Annotated in this window: 17 protein-coding genes and 1 pseudogene; 7 read left to right on the top strand and 11 right to left on the bottom strand. The window is 63.0% G+C overall.

Annotated elements, in window-relative coordinates; genetic code table 11:
- Positions 1-76: 76 nt before the first annotated feature.
- The 3 genes from glgA to glgB are packed head-to-tail and all read right to left on the bottom strand — an operon-like array spanning position 77 to position 4945.
- Positions 77-1498: a glycogen synthase GlgA gene (gene glgA / locus A7A09_RS01835; protein WP_106689752.1), complete on the bottom strand. Its 1422-nt coding sequence runs from the start codon at positions 1496-1498 to the stop codon at positions 77-79.
- Positions 1495-2754 (bottom strand): glucose-1-phosphate adenylyltransferase, encoded by a 1260-nt coding sequence (gene glgC / locus A7A09_RS01830; protein ID WP_106689750.1) that lies wholly within the window; start codon positions 2752-2754, stop codon positions 1495-1497. The genes glgA and glgC overlap by 4 nt, the downstream gene beginning before the upstream one ends.
- Before the next feature lie 31 nt (positions 2755-2785).
- Positions 2786-4945: a 1,4-alpha-glucan branching protein GlgB gene (glgB, locus tag A7A09_RS01825; protein ID WP_106689748.1), complete on the bottom strand. Its 2160-nt coding sequence runs from the start codon at positions 4943-4945 to the stop codon at positions 2786-2788.
- A 148-nt stretch (positions 4946-5093) separates the two neighbouring features.
- Between glgB and A7A09_RS01820 the strand changes: the two genes are divergently transcribed.
- Together A7A09_RS01820 and A7A09_RS01815 are read left to right on the top strand one after the other, a co-directional pair.
- The gene (locus A7A09_RS01820) at positions 5094-6698 is read left to right on the top strand and encodes an alpha-glucosidase (protein ID WP_106689746.1); all 1605 of its coding nucleotides are present in this window, start codon (positions 5094-5096) and stop codon (positions 6696-6698) included.
- A 12-nt stretch (positions 6699-6710) separates the two neighbouring features.
- Positions 6711-7253, top strand: coding sequence for a 5' nucleotidase, NT5C type (locus tag A7A09_RS01815; RefSeq protein ID WP_106689744.1), 543 nt, complete (start codon positions 6711-6713; stop codon positions 7251-7253).
- A 12-nt stretch (positions 7254-7265) separates the two neighbouring features.
- Here the strand turns inward: A7A09_RS01815 and A7A09_RS01810 are convergent, their stop codons facing one another.
- From A7A09_RS01810 to A7A09_RS01785, 6 genes are all read right to left on the bottom strand, one after another.
- Positions 7266-7448 carry a hypothetical protein gene (locus A7A09_RS01810; RefSeq protein ID WP_106690031.1) on the bottom strand — a complete coding sequence of 61 codons (183 nt, stop codon included), beginning with the start codon at positions 7446-7448 and terminating at the stop codon, positions 7266-7268.
- 160 nt (positions 7449-7608) lie between these two features.
- A complete protein-coding gene (locus tag A7A09_RS01805) occupies positions 7609-9117 on the bottom strand; it encodes a malonate--CoA ligase (RefSeq protein WP_106689743.1) in 1509 nt (502 codons plus the stop codon).
- A complete protein-coding gene (locus A7A09_RS01800; RefSeq protein WP_106689741.1) occupies positions 9114-10421 on the bottom strand; it encodes a malonyl-CoA decarboxylase in 1308 nt (435 codons plus the stop codon). The genes A7A09_RS01805 and A7A09_RS01800 overlap by 4 nt, the downstream gene beginning before the upstream one ends.
- Positions 10418-11734: a TRAP transporter large permease gene (locus tag A7A09_RS01795; protein ID WP_106689739.1), complete on the bottom strand. Its 1317-nt coding sequence runs from the start codon at positions 11732-11734 to the stop codon at positions 10418-10420. Before A7A09_RS01795 ends, A7A09_RS01800 begins: the two co-directional genes overlap by 4 nt.
- The gene (locus A7A09_RS01790; RefSeq protein ID WP_170166990.1) at positions 11734-12240 is read right to left on the bottom strand and encodes a TRAP transporter small permease; all 507 of its coding nucleotides are present in this window, start codon (positions 12238-12240) and stop codon (positions 11734-11736) included. Before A7A09_RS01790 ends, A7A09_RS01795 begins: the two co-directional genes overlap by 1 nt.
- A 5-nt stretch (positions 12241-12245) precedes the next feature.
- Positions 12246-13235 carry a TRAP transporter substrate-binding protein gene (locus A7A09_RS01785; protein WP_211341010.1) on the bottom strand — a complete coding sequence of 330 codons (990 nt, stop codon included), beginning with the start codon at positions 13233-13235 and terminating at the stop codon, positions 12246-12248.
- Between the two features lie 117 nt (positions 13236-13352).
- On the opposite strand from A7A09_RS01785, the gene A7A09_RS01780 reads away from it, so the two are divergent.
- The 4 genes from A7A09_RS01780 (at position 13353) to A7A09_RS01765 (ending at position 17005) form a co-directional block, all read left to right on the top strand.
- Positions 13353-14018 (top strand): GntR family transcriptional regulator, encoded by a 666-nt coding sequence (locus A7A09_RS01780; protein ID WP_106690030.1) that lies wholly within the window; start codon positions 13353-13355, stop codon positions 14016-14018.
- 187 nt (positions 14019-14205) lie between these two features.
- Entirely contained in the window at positions 14206-14643 is a 438-nt protein-coding gene (locus A7A09_RS01775) for a c-type cytochrome (protein ID WP_106689734.1), read from the top strand.
- A 191-nt stretch (positions 14644-14834) separates the two neighbouring features.
- Entirely contained in the window at positions 14835-16511 is a 1677-nt protein-coding gene (ctaD, locus tag A7A09_RS01770) for a cytochrome c oxidase subunit I (RefSeq protein ID WP_106689732.1), read from the top strand.
- Positions 16427-17005, top strand: a complete 579-nt coding sequence (locus A7A09_RS01765; RefSeq protein WP_436277768.1) for a DUF2244 domain-containing protein — start codon at positions 16427-16429, stop codon at positions 17003-17005. The genes ctaD and A7A09_RS01765 overlap by 85 nt, the downstream gene beginning before the upstream one ends.
- 69 nt (positions 17006-17074) lie before the next feature.
- Here the strand turns inward: A7A09_RS01765 and A7A09_RS01760 are convergent.
- Together A7A09_RS01760 and A7A09_RS01755 are read right to left on the bottom strand one after the other, a co-directional pair.
- Positions 17075-17862: pseudogene (locus A7A09_RS01760) on the bottom strand (phosphatidate cytidylyltransferase).
- A gap of 161 nt (positions 17863-18023) precedes the next feature.
- Complete coding sequence (locus A7A09_RS01755) at positions 18024-18689, bottom strand: lysophospholipid acyltransferase family protein (protein WP_106689728.1); 666 nt, start codon at positions 18687-18689, stop codon at positions 18024-18026.
- Between the two features lie 539 nt (positions 18690-19228).
- Here A7A09_RS01755 and A7A09_RS01750 point away from each other — a divergent pair.
- Complete coding sequence (locus A7A09_RS01750) at positions 19229-20821, top strand: ABC transporter substrate-binding protein (RefSeq protein ID WP_106689726.1); 1593 nt, start codon at positions 19229-19231, stop codon at positions 20819-20821.
- The last annotated feature ends 23 nt before the right edge of the window (positions 20822-20844 follow it).

Raw genomic sequence — 20844 nt, 5'->3', positions numbered from 1 at the left:
TCCGGGAACCGCGTCCCGCGATGGCTTGGAAATAGCCGCATCGGCACGAAGCTGCAATGGGATGCCCATTCGGTGCTCAGCCGATCAACTCGGCATACATGGCGGCATAGGCCCTGGCCGATTGATCCCAGCCAACGGGCTGCGCCATCGCGTTCGCCTGCATCCGCGACCATGTTTCGCGGTCCCTGTAGAGCGCACAAAGCCGGGTCAGCGCATTGCGCAGCGACTCGGCGGTGATCGGCGAGAACTGGATACCCGTGGCCACTCCGCGCGCCAGAGCGGCGGGAGAGGCGTTGATCACCGTGTCGGCCAGCCCCCCGGTCAGGCCAACCAGCGGCAGCGTGCCATAGCGCAGCCCGTAAAGCTGCGTCAGCCCGCAGGGCTCGAAGCGCGAGGGCACGAGGATCGCGTCGCCGCCCGCGATCATGCGATGCGAGAGCGCCTCGTCATAGCCGATGCGAACCGCGACATGCGGGTTCTTCGCGGCGCGCTCGAAGGCGGTCTGCAGGGCGGGATCGCCCGAGCCCAGCAGGGCAAGCTGGCCCCCGCCTTCCAGCAAGGTAGGCAGGGCCTGCAGCACGAGGTCCAGCCCCTTCTGCTCGGTCATGCGCGAGACGATCACGCAGAGCGGGCCATCGCTTTCGGGCAGGCCCATCTCGCCCCGCAAGGCGGATTTGTTGGCGGGTTTGCCCTTGAGATCGCGATAGGTCTTGATCGCCGGGTCAGTGGCAGGATTCCAGACCGTCTCGTCGATGCCGTTCAGGATTCCTGTCAGCGCATCGCGGCGGTGGCGCATGACCCCGTCCATGCCAAGGCCGAATTCCGGCGTCATCAGTTCCTCGGCATAGGTCGGCGACACAGTGGTCAGCCGGTCCGCCCCGATCAGCCCCGCCTTCAGCGCCGAGATCGCGCCCCAATATTCATATCCCTCGCTGTGGAAGCGCCCGGGATCGAGGCGCAGGGAATGCAGCCGCCCTGGATCGGCGGGACCGTTGAAGGCGATATTGTGGATGGTCAGGACCGTGCGCAGGTCATCCGCCTGCATCCGCCGCAGATATTCGGTCATGAAGCCCGCCTGCCAGTCATGGCCATGCAGGATCTGCGGGCGCCAGCCCCCTGCCCCCTTGGCCCCGACATGCGCGCCGACCCATGACAATGCGGCGAAACGTTCGGGATTGTCGGGCCAGTCGCGGCCGTCCGGCCCCAGATAGGGATTGCCCTCGCGGGCAAACAGATGCGGCGCATCGATCACCAGCAGATCGAGCCCCGCCGCCTGACCGGCAAGCAGCCGGGCCGGTCCTCCGAAAAGATCGTCGAACCGCTCGGCCTCGGTCTTGCCTTTCAGCGCCGCCATGACGGCGGGATAACCGGGCAGCAGGGTGCGCATCTGCACCCCGTGCCCCGCCAGCGCCGCAGGCAGGGCGCCGGCCACATCGGCCAGCCCGCCGGTCTTGACCAGCGGTGCGCATTCCGAGGTGACCGACAGGACGCGGATCACAGCGCCGCTGCCCGCTTGTCCAGCATGTCCTGCGTGATCAGCGTCACGCCGCCTTCGCTGACCCGGAACCATTTCGCGTCCTCCTGCGGATCCTCGCCCACGACCAGCCCTTCGGGGATCACCACCCCACGGTCGATCACCGCATGGGACAGTTTCGCATGACGATGCACCGTCACATAGGGCAAAGCGACCACGTGATCCAGCGAGGCATAGGAATTGGTATGCACTTCGGTGAACAGCAGCGAGTTGCGGATCTCGGTTCCCGAGATGACGCAGCCGCCGGACACCATCGAGGATACCGCCAAGCCGCGCCGTCCCTTTTCGTCATGGATGAATTTCGCCGGAGGCACGCTTTCGGAATAGGTCCAGATCGGCCAGTCGCGATCCCACAGGTTCAATTCGGGGGTAAAATCGGTCAGGTCGATATTGGCCTGCCAGAAGGCATCGACCGTGCCGACATCCTTCCAATAGGCGGGCGCCCCTTCGCGCCGCACGCAGGAATCGTCGAAGCGATGCGCCATCGCCTTGCCGTTCTTCACGATTTCGGGGATCAGGTCATTGCCGAAATCATGGCTGGAATCCGGATCCTCGGCATCGCGCAGCAGCAGGTCGCGCAGGAAAGCCCAGTTGAAGACATAGATCCCCATCGAGGCCAGCGCCTTGTCGGGCTGACCGGGCATGGCGGGCGGATCCTTGGGCTTTTCGAGGAAAGAGGTGATCCGGCCGGTATCGTCCACCGCCATCACCCCGAAGGCGCTCGCCTCCTTGCGCGGGACGGTCAGGCAGCCGATGGTCACATCGGCGCCATTCTCGACATGCTCGCGCAGCATGATCTCGTAATCCATCTTGTAGATGTGATCGCCGGCAAGGATCACGACGTAATCGACGCCATAGCTGTCCACGATGTCGATATTCTGCGTCACCGCATCCGCCGTGCCGCGATACCAGCTTTCCTCGTCTACCCGCTGAGAGGCGGGCAGGATATCCAGGAACTCGCCCCGCTCGGCCCGAAAGAAGTTCCAGCCGCGCTGGCAATGACGGATCAGGCTATGCGCCTTGTATTGCGTGGCGATGGCGATCTTGCGAATGCCCGAGTTCATCGCGTTGGACAGCGCAAAATCGATGATCCGGGTCTTGCCGCCGAAATAGACGGCGGGTTTCACGCGCCTGTCGGTCAGTTCCTTCAACCGGCTGCCACGCCCGCCGGCCAGAACGAAGGCCATCGCCCGCCGGGTCAGTCTCTTTGTCTCGGCCATCTGTCATCCCCTCTCCCATTTTTATGAAAAATCATTCCGACGCGGTAAAAATCACGACGGACAAGGGCGGCAGGGTGATCGCCATCGAGGCGGGCTGCCCGTCCTGCGGCCCCCCATCCGCCTCCGCTCCTCCCAGGTTGCCCATGCCGCTGCCGCCATAGATCACCGCATCGGTGTTCAATGCCTCGGCCCAGTATCCCTCGCACGGGACCCCGATGCGGAAATTCTCGCGCGGGACCGGGGTGAAATTGCAGATCACGATGGCGGGGGGATCTCCCTCGTCCCCCCACCTGATCCAGGCATAGGTCGATTGCTCGGGATCGGTCGCGATCCACTGAAACCCCTCGGCCTCGCAATCGCGCCGATGCAGCGCGGGCGTATGCGCGTAAAGCCAGTTCAGGTCGCGCACCAGCGTTCGCACCCCCTTGTGCGGGGGCTGTTCGGCGGCGTGCCAATTCAGTTCGGCATTGTGGTTCCATTCCTCGGGCTGGGCGAATTCGCAACCCATGAACAAGAGCTTCTTGCCCGGATGCCCCCACATGAAGCCGTAATAGGCGCGAAGATTCGCGAATTTCTGCCATTCGTCGCCGGGCATCTTGCCCAGCATGCTGCCCTTGCCATGCACGACCTCGTCATGGCTGATCGGCAGGATGAAATTTTCCGAGAAGGCATACATCAAGCCAAAGCTCATCAGGTCGTGATGGTGCTGCCGATGCACCGGATCACGCTGCATGTAGCGCAGCGTGTCGTTCATCCAGCCCATGTTCCATTTATAGCCGAAACCCAGCCCGCCGACATCCACGGGACTTGAGACCTGCGGATAAGAGGTGCTCTCCTCGGCCACGGTCATGATGCCCTCGGCCTCGGCATAGGCGGCGATATTCATGTTCTGCAGGAAGGCGATGGCCTCGTAATTCTCGCGTCCGCCATCCTTGTTGGGGATCCATTCGCCCTCTTTGCGCGAATAGTCGCGATACAGCATCGAGGCCACCGCATCCACGCGCAGCCCGTCGACATGATATTCCTGAAGCCAGTAGATGGCGTTGGCGATCAGGTAGTTCTGAACCTCGGTGCGGCCGTAATTGTAGATCAGCGTGTTCCAGTCCTGATGGAACCCCTCGCGCGGATCGGCATGCTCATACAGCGCGGTGCCGTCGAAATGCGCGAGCCCATGCGCATCGGTCGGGAAATGCCCCGGCACCCAGTCCAGCAGCACGCCCAGCCCGGCCTCATGCGCCGCATCGATCAGATCTCGGAATTCATGCGGCGGGCCAAAACGGATCGTCGGTGCGTAAAGCCCCACCGGCTGGTAGCCCCATGAACCGTCAAAGGGAAACTCGCTGACCGGCAGCAATTCCAGATGGGTGAAGCCCATATCCTTGGCGTAATTTACCAGGTCGCGCGCCATTTCCTTGTAGGACAGGGGCCGCCCGCCATCATCCCAACGCCTGCGCCACGATCCCAGATGCACCTCGTAGACCGAGATCGGCGCACGGCGGTCATGCGCCTTGGCGCGGTCCTTCATCCAGGCCGCGTCATGCCAGCCATAGCCCGAGATGTCGCGCACCACGCTGGCCTGTTCCGGCGGGTGCTGCGAACCGAAACCGACCGGATCGGCCTTGAGTTGCAGGGCATCACTGGCATCGAGGATCTCGTATTTATACAGCGCGCCCTCCGCCACATCGGGCAGGAAGATCTCCCACAACCCGTTGCCTGCGCGCCGCATCGGGTGACGCCGCCCGTCCCACCGGTTGAAATCCCCGACAACCGAAACGCGGCGGGCATTCGGCGCCCAGACCGCGAAATGCGTGCCCCGAACGCCCTCATGCGTCATCACATGCGCGCCGAGTGCCTGCCACAGCCGCCGATGCGTACCCTCGCCGATCAGATACAGGTCCGTCTCGCCCAGCACCGGGCCGAAGCGATAGGGATCGTCGAACTCCCATTCGACCCCGCCGCCCGAGCGCGCCTTCAGCCGGTACGCGCCGGAACCGACCGGCCCCGCGAAGAGATCGCCGCCAATCCGCTCCAGCGGCATCTCGCCCTTGCCGGTCAGCGCCACCAGCGCCGCGACATCCGGCACCAGGGCCGCGACGCATATCCGCCCGCCCCTCTCATGCGGTCCCAGCACATCGAATGGCTGGCCGTGCCGCGCATCAAGCAGCAGGGCAAGATCCTCTGCACCAATCATAGCCGTGTTCGTTACGTGTTCCATGACCCCACTCTATCCGGCGCAAAGATTCGAGCAATGCGTTAGTTAACGCTAACAATTTCTTTCGCTCCCGGCTACAGTCATGATTTACTCGGGCCGAATCTCATTGAGGACACAGGAGCAGCCGATGGCGGAATGGTGGCGTGACGCGGTGATCTACCAGATTTACCCCCGCAGCTTTCAGGACAGCGATGGCGACGGGCTTGGCGATCTGAAGGGCATCACGCAACGCCTCGACCATGTCGCCGGCCTTGGCGTGGATGCGATCTGGCTGTCGCCGATCTTCACCTCGCCGATGAAGGACATGGGGTATGACGTGTCGGATTATACCGATATCGACCCGCTTTTCGGCACGCTCGCGGATTTCGACGCGCTGGTCGCACGGGCGCATGAACTGGGGCTGAAGGTCATCATCGACCAAGTCATCAGCCATTCCAGCGACAAGCATCCATGGTTCGCCGAGAGCCGCCAGAGCCGCGACAACCCGCGCGCCGACTGGTATGTCTGGGCCGATCCCAATCCCGATGGCACGCCCCCGAACAACTGGCCCTCGGTCTTCGGTGGCCCGGCATGGGAATGGGAGCCGCGCCGCAGGCAGTATTACCTGCATAATTTCCTGATCGAACAGCCGGATCTGAACATGCACAACCCGGCCGTGCAGGATGCGCTGCTGGAAACCATGCGCTTCTGGCTGGAGCGCGGCGTGGACGGTTTCCGGCTGGACACGGTGAACTATTATTTCCACGACGCCGAACTGCGCGACAACCCGCCCAATCCCGACCATACCGGGCCGGAAACCTATGGTTTCCAGCAGCATGTCCATTCCAAGAACCGCCCCGAGAATATCGGTTTCCTGAAACGGATGCGGGCCCTGACCGACGAATACGACGCGCGCATGATGGTGGGAGAGGTCGGGGATGGCGGTCAGACTGCCATCGACATCATGGCGGAATACACGACGGGCAGCGACCGGCTGCACATGTGCTACAGCTTCGAGATGCTCAGCCCGGATTTCACCGCCGCGCATTTCCGCCGCTGCATCGAGGGCGTGCAAAAGGGTGCCCCGGACGGGCATTCCTGCTGGAGCTTCTCGAACCATGACGTGATCCGCCATGTCACCCGCTGGCAGGACCATGCAGGCAACCCGGATGCGCTCGCCCGGCAGGCGGCGGCGATGCTGCTGTCCTTCCCCGGCACGATCTGTCTCTACCAGGGCGAGGAACTGGGCCAGACGGAGACCGAACTGGTCTATGAGGAACTCACCGACCCGCCCGCCCTGCGTTTCTGGCCCGAGGTCAAGGGCCGCGACGGCTGCCGCACCCCGATGGCCTGGGATGCGGACGCCCCGAATGCAGGCTTCAGCACCGCCAATCCATGGCTGCCGGTCAAGGCGGCGCAGGCAGGCCGGGCCGTCTCGATCCAGCAGGCCGACAATGACAGCGTGCTGGCTGCCTATCGCGCCACCCTGTCCTTCCGCAAATCGCAGACCCCGCTGCGCATGGGACAAACCGAATTCCTGGGCCTGCCCGAACCGATCCTTGCCTTCCGCCGGATCCATGACGGCGAAGCCCTGACCTGCGTCTTCAACCTGTCGCAAACCCCGCGGCAACTGACCGTCACGGGCGGTGCCTCACTATCCGGCCCCACCCATGCGTCACTGTCGGAAGACAGGCTCGACCTGCCCGCGAACGGTTTCGCATGGCTGAGCGGCGCCATTGATCTGCAAGCCTGACAGGACCATTCCATGACCAGCACAAGATACCGGATCGGCGTCGATATGGACGATGTGATCTGCAACACCCATGCCAGCCTGATCGGATGGGCCGAGCAGGAATTCGGCCTGTCCCTCGGCGACCGGGCCGATGAGCCGATCGAGACGCTGCTGACCTCGTCGCAGAATGCCGCCATGGCCGAGATGCTGAACGAAGGCTCGATCTTCCGGCATCTCGCCCCGATGGATGATGCGGTCGAGGTCTTGGCCGAACTCTATCGCGCCCATGATATCTTCATCGTCACGGCCGCGATGGAACATCCCGGCAGCCTTCGCCACAAATTTGCATGGGTGGGTGAGCATCTGCCGTTTTTCGACCCGCTGCGGCTGGTGTTCTGCGGCCACAAGCATGTCGTGAATGTCGATTACCTGATCGACGACACCCCCCATCATTTCGAAAGGCTGGACGGGCGCGGCCTTCTTTACGACGCCCCCAAGAACCGCCGGGAAAACCGGTATGACCGGGTCCGGAACTGGCAGGACATCTCGCATTTCTTTGCAGGCGCCCTGGCCTGAGCGTCAGCACGGTCAGTCGCCCTTGCGGCGGAAGAACAGTTCGAATCCCAGGTAAAGCCCTGCCGCTCCGAACAGGATCGCCCAGAAAGGACTGTCATTCGACAATTCGACCCAAGCCCAGATCAACGGCAGCGCAACACACAGCACCCGCACCCAGAGCGGCCTGAAAAAAGGCGCATTCGGATCGACCAGCATAATCCCCTCCGTTTTGCCCTCCTTACATGACGACAGCCTGCCGCGCAGCCCTTCTTCTTCATGCAAATATCCTCGGGGGTGAATTGCGGCCCGCCGGGACGCAAGAGGGGGCGCGAGCGCCCCCTCCCCCCGCGCCGTCAGGTGCAATATCGGCCGGCTTTCAGCCCTTGAACAGAGCCTCATGCTCGGCCTGCAGCGCCGCCTTCTGCACCTTGCCCATGGTGTTTCGCGGCAATTCATCCACCACGATCACCTTCTTGGGCTGCTTGAACCGCGCCAAGCGGTCGGCCAGCCCGTCGATGATCCCCTGCGGGTCGGGCTCGGCATCCTTCGCGCGCGCGACCACCGCGACCACCCCCTCGCCGAAATCGGGATGCGGAACGCCGATCACCGCGCTTTCCAGCACGCCCGGCATCTCGTCGATCAGCAGTTCCACCTCCTTGGGGTAGATGTTGAATCCGCCCGAGATAATCAGATCCTTGCCGCGCCCGACGATGGTCACGTAACCATCCGCGTCGATCATCCCCAGGTCGCCGGTCTTGAACCAGCCATCCGCGCCCAGTTCCTCGGCGGTCTTTTCCGGCATCCGCCAATAGCCCTGGAAGACATTGCCGCCACGCACCTCGATCTGCCCAATCTCGCCCTGCGGAACCTCCGCTCCGTCCTCGCCGATGATCCGCAGTTCCACCCCCGGCAGGGGGAAGCCGACGGTTCCCGCCCGCCGCTCCCCGTCATAGGGGTTCGAGGTGTTCATGTTCGTCTCGGTCATGCCATAGCGTTCGAGGATGCGATGCCCGGTGCGGTCCTCGAAGGCGCGGTGGGTTTCCGCCAGCAGGGGCGCACTGCCCGAGGTGAACAGCCGCATGTCCCTGACCAGCTCGCGGTCGAAATCGGGACGATCCAGCAGCCGCGTGTAGAAGGTCGGCACGCCCATCATCGTGGTCGCCTGCGGCAGCAATCCGACCACCTGCGCGGCGTCGAATTTCGGCAGCCAGATCATCGCTCCGCCCGACAGGATCATCACGTTCGAGGCCACGAAAAGCCCGTGGGTATGAAAGATCGGCAAGGCATGCAGCAGCACGTCATCCGAGGTGAAGCGCCAGGCATCCTTCAGCGTGCGGGCATTGGAGAGCAGGTTGTCATGGCTCAGCATCGCGCCTTTCGAGCGGCCGGTGGTGCCCGAGGTATAAAGGATCGCCGCCAGGTCGCCGCCTTCGCGTGCGACCGGATCATGCGCCTCGTCATGGGCGGCAGCGGCTTCCATCAGGCTGCCCCTGCCATCCGCGCCAAGCGTCATCAGCTTGCCGTCAGCGGGCATGAAATCGGCCCGCTTGGCCTCGCGCGCCGGATCGCAAACGACCAGTGCAGGCTCGGCATCGCCGACGAAATAGGCGATCTCGGCGGGGGTATAGGCGGTATTCAGCGGCAGGAACACGCCCCCCGCCCGAACCGTCGCCAAATAGAGCGCCAGCGCCTCGGGCGATTTCTCGACCTGCGCGGCGACACGGTCTCCGGGCTTCACCTCCTCGGCCTGCAGCAGGTTGGCCAGGCGCCCGGACAGTCGATGGATCTCGTCATAGCTGATCCGCTTGCCGTCCCCGAGGATCAGGAAGTCACGGGTCGAGCCCTCATGCGGGCCCATCGATGCGTCAAAAAGCGTGTTGGTCATTTCTTCTTCTTTCCGTCCGTCTGCCTTGCCTCGGCCTCGGTCTTGCGGGCCAGTTCCTGCAATTTCTTCGGCGCTGCTATGGTACCGCTTTCGGTGAACTCGTCATGCTGCGCCTCGATCCGGCGGCGGTCATAAAGGTAATTCACCATCATCCCAAGCGACTGTTTCTGCCCGCGTTTCGATATATCGGCGCCGGGGATCACCCGATGCGCCTCGGCCCCGTTGCCAAGATGGAACCGCGCCACCGGATCGCGCGGGCGGCCCCTGCCATCCTTGGCCAGAAGCAGATAGCGGGCGGTCTGCGCCGACAGGGCGGCGGGTGTAGGCTCGTCCAGCAGCTTGGCGATGGCGGTCTCTCCCGCCTTGGCGCGTTCCTCCATCCATGCCCGCAGGCCGGGAATGGGCGAAAGCGTGACGAAAACCGAAAGCCCCGGCAGTTCCCGCGACAATTCGGCCACGACATTCTTGATCAGCAGGTTGCCGAAACTGATCCCGGCCAGCCCCGCCTGGCAGTTCGAGATCGAATAGAACACCGCCGTATCGGCCTTTTCCGGCGGCAGCAATTCGCGGGTCTCGTCGATCAGCCGCTGCACCGAATCCGGCAGGCCTTCGGTCAGCGCCACCTCGACGAAAATCAGCGGCTCGTCCGGCATGGCCGGGTGCATATAGGCATAGCAGCGCCGGTCGGGCGGCAGCACCCGCATCTGCAGATCGCGGAAATCTCGGATCTCGTGCACCGCCTCGTATTCGATCAGCTTTTCCAGCAGCAGCGCCGGGCTGCGCCAGTCAATCCGCACCAGCTCCAGGAAGCCGCGATTGAACCATGATTTCAGCAGGTGCCGGAAATCGGCATCGACGCGGGCGAAATCCTTGTCGCGCCCGGTCAGCCGCAACAGGTCGGCCCGCATCCCCACCAGCCGCGCCGTCCCGCCCGGAGCCATGTTCAACCGCCGGAGCAATTCCTGCCGTGGAGGCTCGGCGAGGCGCGACAATGTCTCCAGCGCCGCCGGATCGCCGATGTCCAGATAGGCGCGTGCGGCGCCTGCCAGCGCCTCGGGGTCGGGATCGAAACCGTCGCGCAGCGCATCGAAGAACACTTGCTTGCCGGCATCGTCCAGCGCCGCGTAACCGTCCAGCACCTCGACGGCCAGCGCCATCACCCGCGTCTCGGAGCGCAGCCCCGGCAGGGCGCGGGCGGATTCGATCAGTGCCTCAGGCCTGGGCGCGGCCTCTTTCCCCCGCCGCCAGCCGGAGCTGACGACGAGGCTACTGAGCCGGTCATAGATCTGCGCGGTCAGGGTCATTGCGCCGCTCCCATGATGAGTTCGGGCAGGAACAGGGCGATCTGCGGGAAGATCGCCAGCAACAGCATACCCAGCACCATCATCCCGACAAAGGGCAACGAGCCCATCAGGATGTCGCGCAGCGATATCTGCGGCGCGATGCCGTTGATGACATAGAGGTTCAGCCCGACCGGAGGCGTGATCAGCCCGATCTCCATGTTGATCGTCAGCATGACCGCAAACCAGTAGGGATCGAACCCGGCCGAATCGAGGATCGGCATCAGGATCGGCGCGGTCATCAGGATGATCGCTACCGGCGGCAGGAAAAAGCCCGCGACCAGCAGGAAGATGTTGATCACGATCAGCAGCACCCACCTGTTGACCTCGAGGCTGGCGATCCCGTCCGCCACCGTCTGCGTGATGAACAGCGAGGACAGCGCGAAGGCGAACAGCTCCGCCGCACCGAGGATCAACATGATCATCACCGCCTCGCGGATCGTGTCGCGGAAGATCGCGACCATCGGCCCGGCCTTCCACATGCGATAGATCACCGCGACCAGCAGCAGGCAGATCAGCGCCCCGGTTCCCGCCGCCTCGGACGGCGTGGCGACGCCGCCGTAAAGCACGAACAGGATCAGCGCCACGATGATCAGGAAAGGCAGCACCCGCGGCAGCTTCTCCAGCCGTTCGGCCAACGAATAGCGGCGCGTCACATCCGACAGACCCAGCCCGTGCCGCCAGCAATCGAACAGCGCCCAGGCCATGAACAGCGCGGTCAGCATCAGCCCCGGCATCAGCCCGGCCAGGAACAGCCGCCCGATCGAGGTCTCGGTCGCGATGCCATAGACGATCATCGTCACCGAGGGCGGGATCAGGATGCCAAGCGTGCCGCCCGCCGCGATGGAACCTGCGGCCAGCGAGTTGGGATAGCCGCGCTTGGTCATCTCGGGGATGCCCATCTTGCCGATGGCGGCGCAGGTCGCCGGGCTGCTGCCAGACAGCGCCGCGAACAGCGCGCAAGCGCCGATATTCGACATCACCATGCCGCCCGGCACGCGATAGAGCCAGCGATCCAGCGCCTCGTACAGATCCTTGCCCGCAGGCGACGACGCCACCGCCGCACCCATCAGGATGAACATCGGCACCGAGACCATGCCGAAATTCGCCAGCCCCGCGAAGAAGGTCTCGGACAGGCCGCCGATGGCGAACCAGCCCTCGGACAGGACCAGCGCGGCGACGGCCACGAAACCGAGGGCAAAGGCAATCGGGGTGCCCGACGCCAGCAGCACCAACATGGTGACAAGAACGGCCAGCCCGGCCATGCTTGGCGACATCACGAGCCTCCTTCCGCCGGAGTCATCTCGGGGAAAACCGTGACGACCAGTTGCGCAACCAGCTGTAGCGCCATCAGCGTGAACGCAAACGGCACCGGCCAGAACGGGATCCACAGGGGCAAGGCCCAGATCGTGTCCGTGGTCCAGCCCTTCATCGTTGCCTCGAAGAGGAAATGCGCCCCCGACCACGCCAGCGCGCCGACAAAGAAAAGCGACGCCAGCCCCGAGACCAGCGCCAGCACCCGGCGCATCCCGCCACCCGCCCGCTCGACCAGCAGATCGACGCCAACATGACCCTTCAGCGCCAGCACATAGGGCGCGCCCAGCATCATCGCCGCCGTGGTCGAAAAGATGACGTATTCGGTCTGCCAGACGGTCGAGGCGCCCAGGAAATAGCGCCAGATGACCATCTGCGTGACCACCACCGTCGCCGAGGCCAGGAGCAGCATCGCAAGGATGCCGCTCAGCCGCGCCAGACCGTCCAGAACCCGCAAGACCGCGCCCATGCCTATCATTCCACCGCCAGCGCCTGATCGATCAGTTCCTGACCGCCATCGACCTCTTCGGCGAAAGTCTTGTAAGAGGTCTCCTTGGCGATGGTAAGCCATGCGTCGTAATCCTCGGGGCTCATCTCGGCGACTTCCACTCCGGCTTTCTCGAACTCCTCGATCATCTTGCTGTCCAGCCCGGCGGCCTGCTCGGCGAACCAGTCCTCGGCCTTCTGCCCGGCATCGATCAGCGCCTGTTGCTGTTCCTCGCTGAGGCGTTCGAATTTCTTCTTCGAGATCAGCACCGGCTCATACATGAACCACAACGCGTTCTCTCCCGGCGCGGTCAGGCATTCGGCCTGCTCGAACAGCCGATAGCTGACCATCGAGCCGGACGAGGTATTCGCCGCGTCCAGAACCCCGGTCTGCATGCCGGTGTAAATCTCGGAAGACGGCATCGAGGCGATAGAGGCCCCCGCGCCGACAAGCATCTGCTCGAAGGCGGGGCCTGCGGCGCGCGTCACCTGCCCCGAGATCGAATCCGGCGCGGTGATGCAGTTCTTCTTGCTGACGAACCCGCCCGCGAGCCAGGCATCCGACAGGACCAGCGCGCCGCTTTCCTCGATCAGCCGGTAGATTTCCTCCATGAAGGGCGAATCGTTCAGGCGTTGCGCGCGTTCATGGTTGCGCACCAGCCCCGGCATCAGCGTGACGCTGAACTGCGGCACCCGCCCGGCGGCGTAATCCAGCGGAAAGGACGTCATGTCCAGTTGTCCGCTGGTCACGGCACTCCATTGTTCGCGGGCCTTGTAGAGCGATTCCCCCGGATAGACGCGGATCTCCAGATCCACACCGGCATCCGCGACCTCCTTGGCGATCAGTTGCACCATCTCGTCACGCGCATCGCCCTTGCCGCCCGGAAACTGGTGGCTGGCCTTCAGCACCTCGGCCCCGGCGGTCAGCGGCATGGCGGCGACTGCGGCGATTGCTGCTGCGGTCATTATTCTGGTCATGTCATTTCCTCCCTTGCGGCGCATCGCACCGAATCTCATACTCCCGGATGCATACTGTCTCGACTTTTGTGTATACACAAGTCATAATTATGCATGCAGATTGATGAGGGTTGCAGGATGGCCAGTGTCGCCGATGACATCAGCGAAAGGTTGGAGACCGAAATCGTCGAAGGGCTGCTTCCCCCCGGGACGCGGCTGGAGGAACCTGCGCTGGCCGAACGATTCGGCGTCTCGCGCACCCCGGTGCGGGAAGCGTTGCAACGGTTGTCGGCCTCGGGGCTGGTCGAGCTGAAACCGCGCCGGGGCACGAGGGTTCTGAACCCCTCGATCGGGCGCATCGTCGAGATGTTCGAGGTCATGGCGGAACTGGAAGCGGTCTGCGCGCGCCTTTGTGCCCGCCGGGCGGATGCGGAACTGATCAGGACGCTGAAAGCATGGCTGATGTCCTGCGAAACCACGGCGGCGGCGCAAGATGTCTCGGCCTATTACGAGGCGAACCGCCAGTTCCATCACACCATCTATCGCGGCTCGGGCAACGGTTTCCTGGCCGAACAGGCCGAAGCCCTGCATCTGCGCCTGACGCCCTTTCGCCGCCAGCAACTGCGCGTGCCGCGCAGGCTGCGGCAATCGCTGGCCGAGCATACGCAGGTTGTCGCCGCCATCGAAGCCGGAGACGAAGCCGCGGCAGAGTCGGTGCAGCGTGACCATATCCTGATTCAGGGCGAGCGTTTCGGCGATTTCCTGTCGCAATTCGGTGCGGCGGCGCAAGCGGATGCGGGGTGAAAGCGCGAATCGCCGCACCGAAATCGGGATGACACAAGGATATCCGCTCAACATTGGCTATCGCTGCCCTCATCCCTCCCTTTTTTCGCATGAAACCGCTATGCGACCTTATGCCGGGTGGTCTTGCAGGATTCGGTTTCCTATAACCTTTCCCGGACACCCAGCTAGTGTGAGTGAGGAGAGCCAAATGAAACTTGCAATGATCGGCGGCGTTCTGAGCGTCGTCCTTGCCCTGCCCGCCTTCGCCCAGGAAGGGGGCGATGTCGCCGCGGGGGAAAAGGAATTCCGCAAATGCAAGGCCTGCCACATGATCCAGAGCGCCGATGGCGAGGATATCGTGAAAGGCGGCAAGACCGGCCCAAACCTGTGGAACATCGTTGGCCGCCCCGCCGGCAGCCAGGAGGATTTCAAATATTCCGACGCTCTGCTGGCGCTTAACGAGACCGGCGAGGTCTGGACCGAGGAGGATCTGGCCGCGTATGTCACCGACCCGAACGCCTTCGTCCAGGAAAAGACCGGCGATTCCAGCGCCAAGACCAAGATGACCTTCAAGCTGCGCAAGGGGCAGGCCGATATCGCGGCTTATCTGGCCAGCGTCTCGCCCGACGCTCCGGCGGCCGAGTAGGACGGCGCGGGTTCTGCGGCAATCCGTCGCATGACAGGAAGACCTTACCCCCGCGGAATGTGATATTCTTGCGGGGGTAATCAATTTTTGGTCAGCGTAACGCATTGCCCGGTGCCGTAGGCTGGTCTAGAAGAACGCGAGACACCGCCGGTCGGCCAGACCGGCTCGACGATATCTGAGGGAGTTCGGGTATGGCAGACGCAGCCGCTCACGGCCACGAAGACCATCACGACCAACGCGGGTTCTTCACCCGCTGGTTCATGTCCACCAATCATAAGGACATTGGTATCCTTTACCTTCTGACGGCCGCGGTGGTTGGCCTGATTTCGGTCTGTTTCACCGTCTACATGCGGATGGAACTGCAGCATCCCGGCGTGCAATACATGTGCCAGGAAGGCGCGCGGTTCATCGCCGATTCGACGGCTGAATGCACGCCCAACGGCCATCTGTGGAACGTCATGATCACCTATCACGGGGTGCTGATGATGTTCTTCGTGGTGATTCCGGCGCTGTTTGGCGGTTTCGGCAACTACTTCATGCCGCTGCATATCGGCGCCCCGGACATGAGCTTTCCGCGCCTGAACAACCTGTCCTACTGGATGTATGTCGTCGGCGTCTGCCTCGGCGTCGCCTCGCTTTTGGCACCGGGCGGCAACCAGCAGGCAGGTTCCGGCGTGGGCTGGGTGCTTTACCCGCCGCTATCCACGACCGAGGGCGGCTATTCGATGGACCTGGCGATCTTCGCCGTCCACGTCTCGGGCGCATCCTCGATCCTTGGCGCGATCAATATCATCACCACCTTCCTGAACATGCGTGCCCCCGGCATGACGCTGTTCAAGGTGCCGCTCTTCGCCTGGTCGGTCTTTATCACCGCGTGGCTGATCCTGCTGGCGCTGCCGGTTCTGGCCGGGGCCATCACCATGCTGCTGATGGACCGCAATTTCGGCACCAATTTCTTCAACCCGGCGGGCGGCGGCGACCCGATCCTGTATCAGCATATCCTGTGGTTCTTTGGCCATCCCGAGGTGTATATCATCGTCGTGCCGGGCTTTGGCATCATCAGCCACGTCATCTCGACCTTCTCGAAAAAGCCGATCTTCGGCTACCTGCCGATGGTCCTGGCCATGGCCGCGATCGGGGTGCTGGGCTTCGTGGTCTGGGCGCACCACATGTATACCGTCGGCATGTCGCTGACCCAGCAGAGCTATTTCATGCTGGCCACGATGACCATCGCGGTGCCCACCGGCATCAAGGTCTTCTCGTGGATCGCGACGATGTGGGGCGGTTCGGTCGAGTTCAAGACGCCGATGCTCTGGGCCTTCGGCTTCCTGTTCCTGTTCACCGTCGGCGGCGTGACCGGCGTCGTGCTGTCGCAGGCGCCGCTGGATCGCGTCTATCACGACACCTATTACGTGGTGGCGCATTTCCACTATGTGATGTCGCTTGGCGCGGTCTTTGCCATCTTTGCCGGTATCTATTACTGGATCGGCAAGATGACTGGCCGCCAATATCCCGAATGGGCGGGCAAACTTCACTTCTGGATGATGTTCATCGGCGCGAACCTGACCTTCTTCCCGCAGCATTTCCTGGGCCGTCAGGGCATGCCGCGCCGTTATATCGATTACCCGGTCGAGTTCGCATATTATAACAATATCAGCTCGCTCGGCGCCTATCTGTCCTTTGCCTCCTTCCTGTTCTTCTTCGGCGTCATGTTCTACACGCTGCGCTTCGGCCAGCGGGTGAACGTGCCGAACTACTGGAACGAGCATGCCGATACGCTGGAATGGACCCTGTCCTCGCCGCCGCCCGAACATACGTTCGAGCAGTTGCCCAAGCGCTCGGATTGGGATCACGGCCACGCCCACTGATGCCCTATGAATGGCAAGAAACGGCCCCGGAGGATTCCGGGGCCGTTTCACATCGGCTGATCCTCTGGCCCCATCGGTCGCTGCCCCGCCGCGGCTTCGTTTGGTTCATCGGGGCAACCGCCGTGCTGATGGCATTGCCGCTGGCTGCGGTGCTTGGCACATCGGCGTTATGGGGGCTCCTGCCCTTCGTGCTGGTTGCGATCTGGGCGATCTGGACCGCTCTGCAACGCAGTTACCGCAGCGGCGAAACCCGCGAAGAGCTGCGGTTGAGCCGCGACAGGCTGGAGATATGGCGCCACGATCCGGGCAGGGCCGACCGGGTATGGCAGACCAACCCCTATTGGGTCCGGGTCGCGTTGCGGGAAGGCCCGGTCGAGCGCTACCTGACGCTGACCGACGGGCAACGTGAAATCGAACTGGGCGCCTTTCTGACGGTGGAGGAACGGCAGGAGCTATGCGACGAGTTGATCCGGCGATTGGCCGGGCTGCGATAGCCCTTCATCTGATGGCCGCTGACCCTGTGCTTGGCCGGTTACAGTGGTCCGGCGCAGGATCGGACAGGATCATGTCGTTGACCAGAAATAACGCGTCAGGTGAAAGAAGATCGGCGCCGAGAACACCACCGAATCCAGCCGGTCTATGAAACCGCCATGCCCGGCGATGGCGTGGCCCCAATCCTTGACACCACGGTCACGCTTGATCGCCGACATCACCAGCCCGCCCAGGAACCCGAAACCGGTGATGATCGCCCCCATCAGTCCCGCCTGCACGGGGTGAAGGGCGTCATCCACCACAACCCCGCCGCCAGCAATGTCGCCGATCCCGCTCCGCCCAGGAAGCCCTCGACGGTTTTCGAGGGTGAAAGCGAGGGGGCGATCTTTCGCTTGCCGGCCAGCTTGCCCCAGACATATTGCAGCACATCGCTCATCTGCGCGGCGATCACCAGGAAGGCGATCAGCAGCAGGTTGCGCCCCTCATAGCCCGAAATCGTCAGGTTCAGCAGGGCCGGCACATGCGAGGCGCAGAAGACGCAGATCATCAGCGCCCATTGCATCTCGGCGACACGGACCAGGAAATTGCGGCTCTCTCCCCGCAAGGCCGAAACGATCGGCAGAAGCAGGAAGACATAGACCGGGATGAAGACAGCGAAAATGCCGTATCTCTCTGCCCAAACAAGGTAATACTGGCCCGGAAGCACGATGAAGAAGGCGCCGACAAGGGACCAGTGATCGGCGCGGGTGGCATTCGTGAGCGTCATGAACTCCCGCAGTGCCGCGAAGGAGCAGAGCGCGAACAGCAACATGACCCCCATGCGCCCCCCCAGGAACGCGAGCGCCAGCGCGATGACCATGATCCACCAGGCACGGATTCGGTCATTCAGGTTCTCGATCGCGGCATTGCCGCCCTCTGGCGAGAAACGCAGCCGGAGCGCCCAACCGACCAGCGAGGCCAGGATCAGGACGCTCCCCACACCCATGAAAACCGTCAACAGATCGTCACGAGCTTGCAGCATCAATTGCCATCCTTTCCCGGGCGCAGGTTCAGCAGGGCCTCGCGGCTGCGGGTGAGAAACGCCTCTTTTCCCTCGTCCGGCCCGAGGCGCAGGGCCTCTCCGAAAATCACCTTGCACATCAGCGGCACCGGGATAAAGCTCCCTTTCGGCAAGACCCTGTTAAGATTGTCGATCCAGACCGGAACCAGGTCGATCCCGGGCCGCGCCTCGGCAAGATGGAAAAGCCCGCTCTTGAAGGGCAGCAGTTCCGCGTCGGTCAGGTTGCGCGTGCCTTCGGGGAACAGGATCAGCGATGCACCGTCATCGAGCGCCCCGGTCATCACCGACACGGGATCCGCCGCGTTCCCGTTGCGCTGCCGGTCGATCAGCACGGCGTTGAAGACATCCCTGCCGACAAAGCTGCGCAACCCGGTGCCGCCCCAGTAATCCGCCCCCGCAACGGGACGGGTTTTCTGCCGAAGCGGCGCCGGCAGGACGGACCAGACAAGGATGAAATCGCCATGGCTGGCATGATTGGCGAAATAGATGCGCTGCCGCCGGTCGAGCGGGTCGATGCCTTGCCAGAATGGCTGAACGGCCGTGACAAGACGTGCGAACAGGGCGATCGCGCGCCCGGAAACGCGCGCCGAAGTCTTGCGCAGCAATAGCCTGCCCTCTCGCCCCATCCCCTGCTCCCCCCGAACCGCACCGGCGGCGAGGCTACCGGCTACGAGATCGGATGCAATCCCTGATCCACCGGGGCTGCGGATCGCAACCGCCGGCCCGCCCGCAACAATACAACTCGATGCACAATTCCTGCGCATCTTTAATTCCCAGCTTAGCAATTGAAATTAATAAAAATTTTTCTTGACCGCAGGGTGTTTTCTCTCTGTAATGCCCGGAACGGGGCAGAAAGCCCCCGGTAAACAGTGGTCGATAGGGTGGGAATGGCGCGTCGTCCGGAAAGCCGCATCTGCAAGGCAATTGGTCCGCGCATTCGCGACGCGGCGGCATATTCCATATGCGCCCGCCATCCGCATCATTTGGGACGGTTCCCGGATAATGCTATGATTTCCACATATGCCCCATCCCCCGCATCTTGCGCCCCACGCAAGGAGGCGCCGACGATATGAACTGACCACAGTTCACCCGAACAGGCCAGCATTGAAATGGCCGCCACGAAGCGAGCAGAGAATCGGAACTGCCAGCCAACAAGGAGCTTGACATGTCACTGCAAAAGAAAATCGCCATCGGCGCCGCCGCGCTATTGCTTGGCGGGACCGCCGCCTCGGCCAAGACGCTGGTCTATTGCTCGGAAGGCTCGCCCGAGGGCTTCGATCCAGCCCTGTTCACGGCGGGAACGACCTTTGACGCCTCGGCGCAGCCGGTCTTCAACCGGCTTGTCGAGTTCGAAACCGGCACCACCAATGTCATCCCGGGCCTGGCGGAAAGCTGGGACGTCTCGGAAGACGGGCTGGAATATACCTTTCACCTGCGGCAGGGCGTCAAGTTTCACACCAATGACAGCTTCACCCCTTCGCGCGACTTCAACGCCGATGACGTGATCTTCTCCTTCGACCGGCAGCGGCTGGAGGATAACCCCTATTTCAAGGTCTCGGGCGGAACCTGGGAATATTTCAATGGCATGTCGATGCCCGACCTGATCAAGGAGATCGTGAAGGTCGACGACTACACGGTGAAATTCGTTCTGAACCGCCCCGAGGCGCCGATGATCGCGAATCTCGCCATGGATTTCGCCTCGATCCAGTCCAAGGAATATGCCGATCAGATGCTCGAGGCGGGTACGCCGGAAATGCTGAACCAGGCGCCCGTCGGAACCGGGCCGTTCCAGTTCGTCGCCTATCAGAAAGACGCGGTCATCCGCTACAAGGCCAACCCGGATTATTGGCGGGGCAAGGCTGCCATCGACGATCTGGTCTTTGCCATCACCCCCGACGCCTCGGTTCGCTATCAAAAGCTGAAGGCCGGGGAATGCCATGTCATGCCCTATCCGAACCCCGCCGATATCGAGGCGATGAGCTCGGATCCCGATATCAACCTGCTGGAGCAGGAGGGGCTGAATGTCGGCTACCTGGCCTATAACACCCAGATGGAGCCTTTCGACGATCCCAAGGTCCGCAAGGCGCTGAACATGGCGATCAACAAGGAAGCCATCATCGACGCGGTCTTCCAGGGTGCCGGCAGCATTGCCAAGAATCCGATCCCGCCGACCATGTGGTCCTATAACGACGCGGTCGAGGACGATCCCTATGATCCGGAAGCCGCCAAGGCGATGCTGGAAGAGGCCGGGATCACCGATCTGTCGATGAAGGTCTGGGCGATGCCGGTGCAGCGCCCCTATAACCCCAATGCCCGCCGGATGGCCGAACTGATCCAGAACGACTTCGCCGAGGTCGGGGTGGATGTCGAGATCGTGTCCTATGAATGGGGCGAATATCTCGAACGCTCGAAGGATGTCGATCGCGACGGCGCGGTGCTGATGGGCTGGACCGGCGACAACGGCGATCCTGACAATTTCCTCGCGACCTTGCTGGGCTGCGATGCCGTCGGCGGTGCGAACCGCGCGCAATGGTGCTTTGAGCCCTTCGAGGAACTGGTCCAGAAGGCCAAGACATCTTCCGACCAGGAAGAGCGCAGCAAGCTTTACGAAGAGGCGCAGGTGATCTTCAAGGAACAGGCCCCATGGGTCACGGTCGCCCATTCGGTAGCCTACAAGCCGGTGCGCAAGGAGGTGACGGGCTTCAAGGTCCATCCGCTCGGCACCCATATCTTCTACGGCGTCGATATCGCCGAGTGAGCTTTGGTCCTGAGGGGCGCGCC

This window comes from Paracoccus methylarcula (genome assembly GCF_003007735.2).
GTDB lineage: Bacteria > Pseudomonadota > Alphaproteobacteria > Rhodobacterales > Rhodobacteraceae > Paracoccus > Paracoccus methylarcula.
Note: the sequence above shows the minus strand (reverse complement) of the source record. Positions and strands in the feature narration are given on the sequence as shown.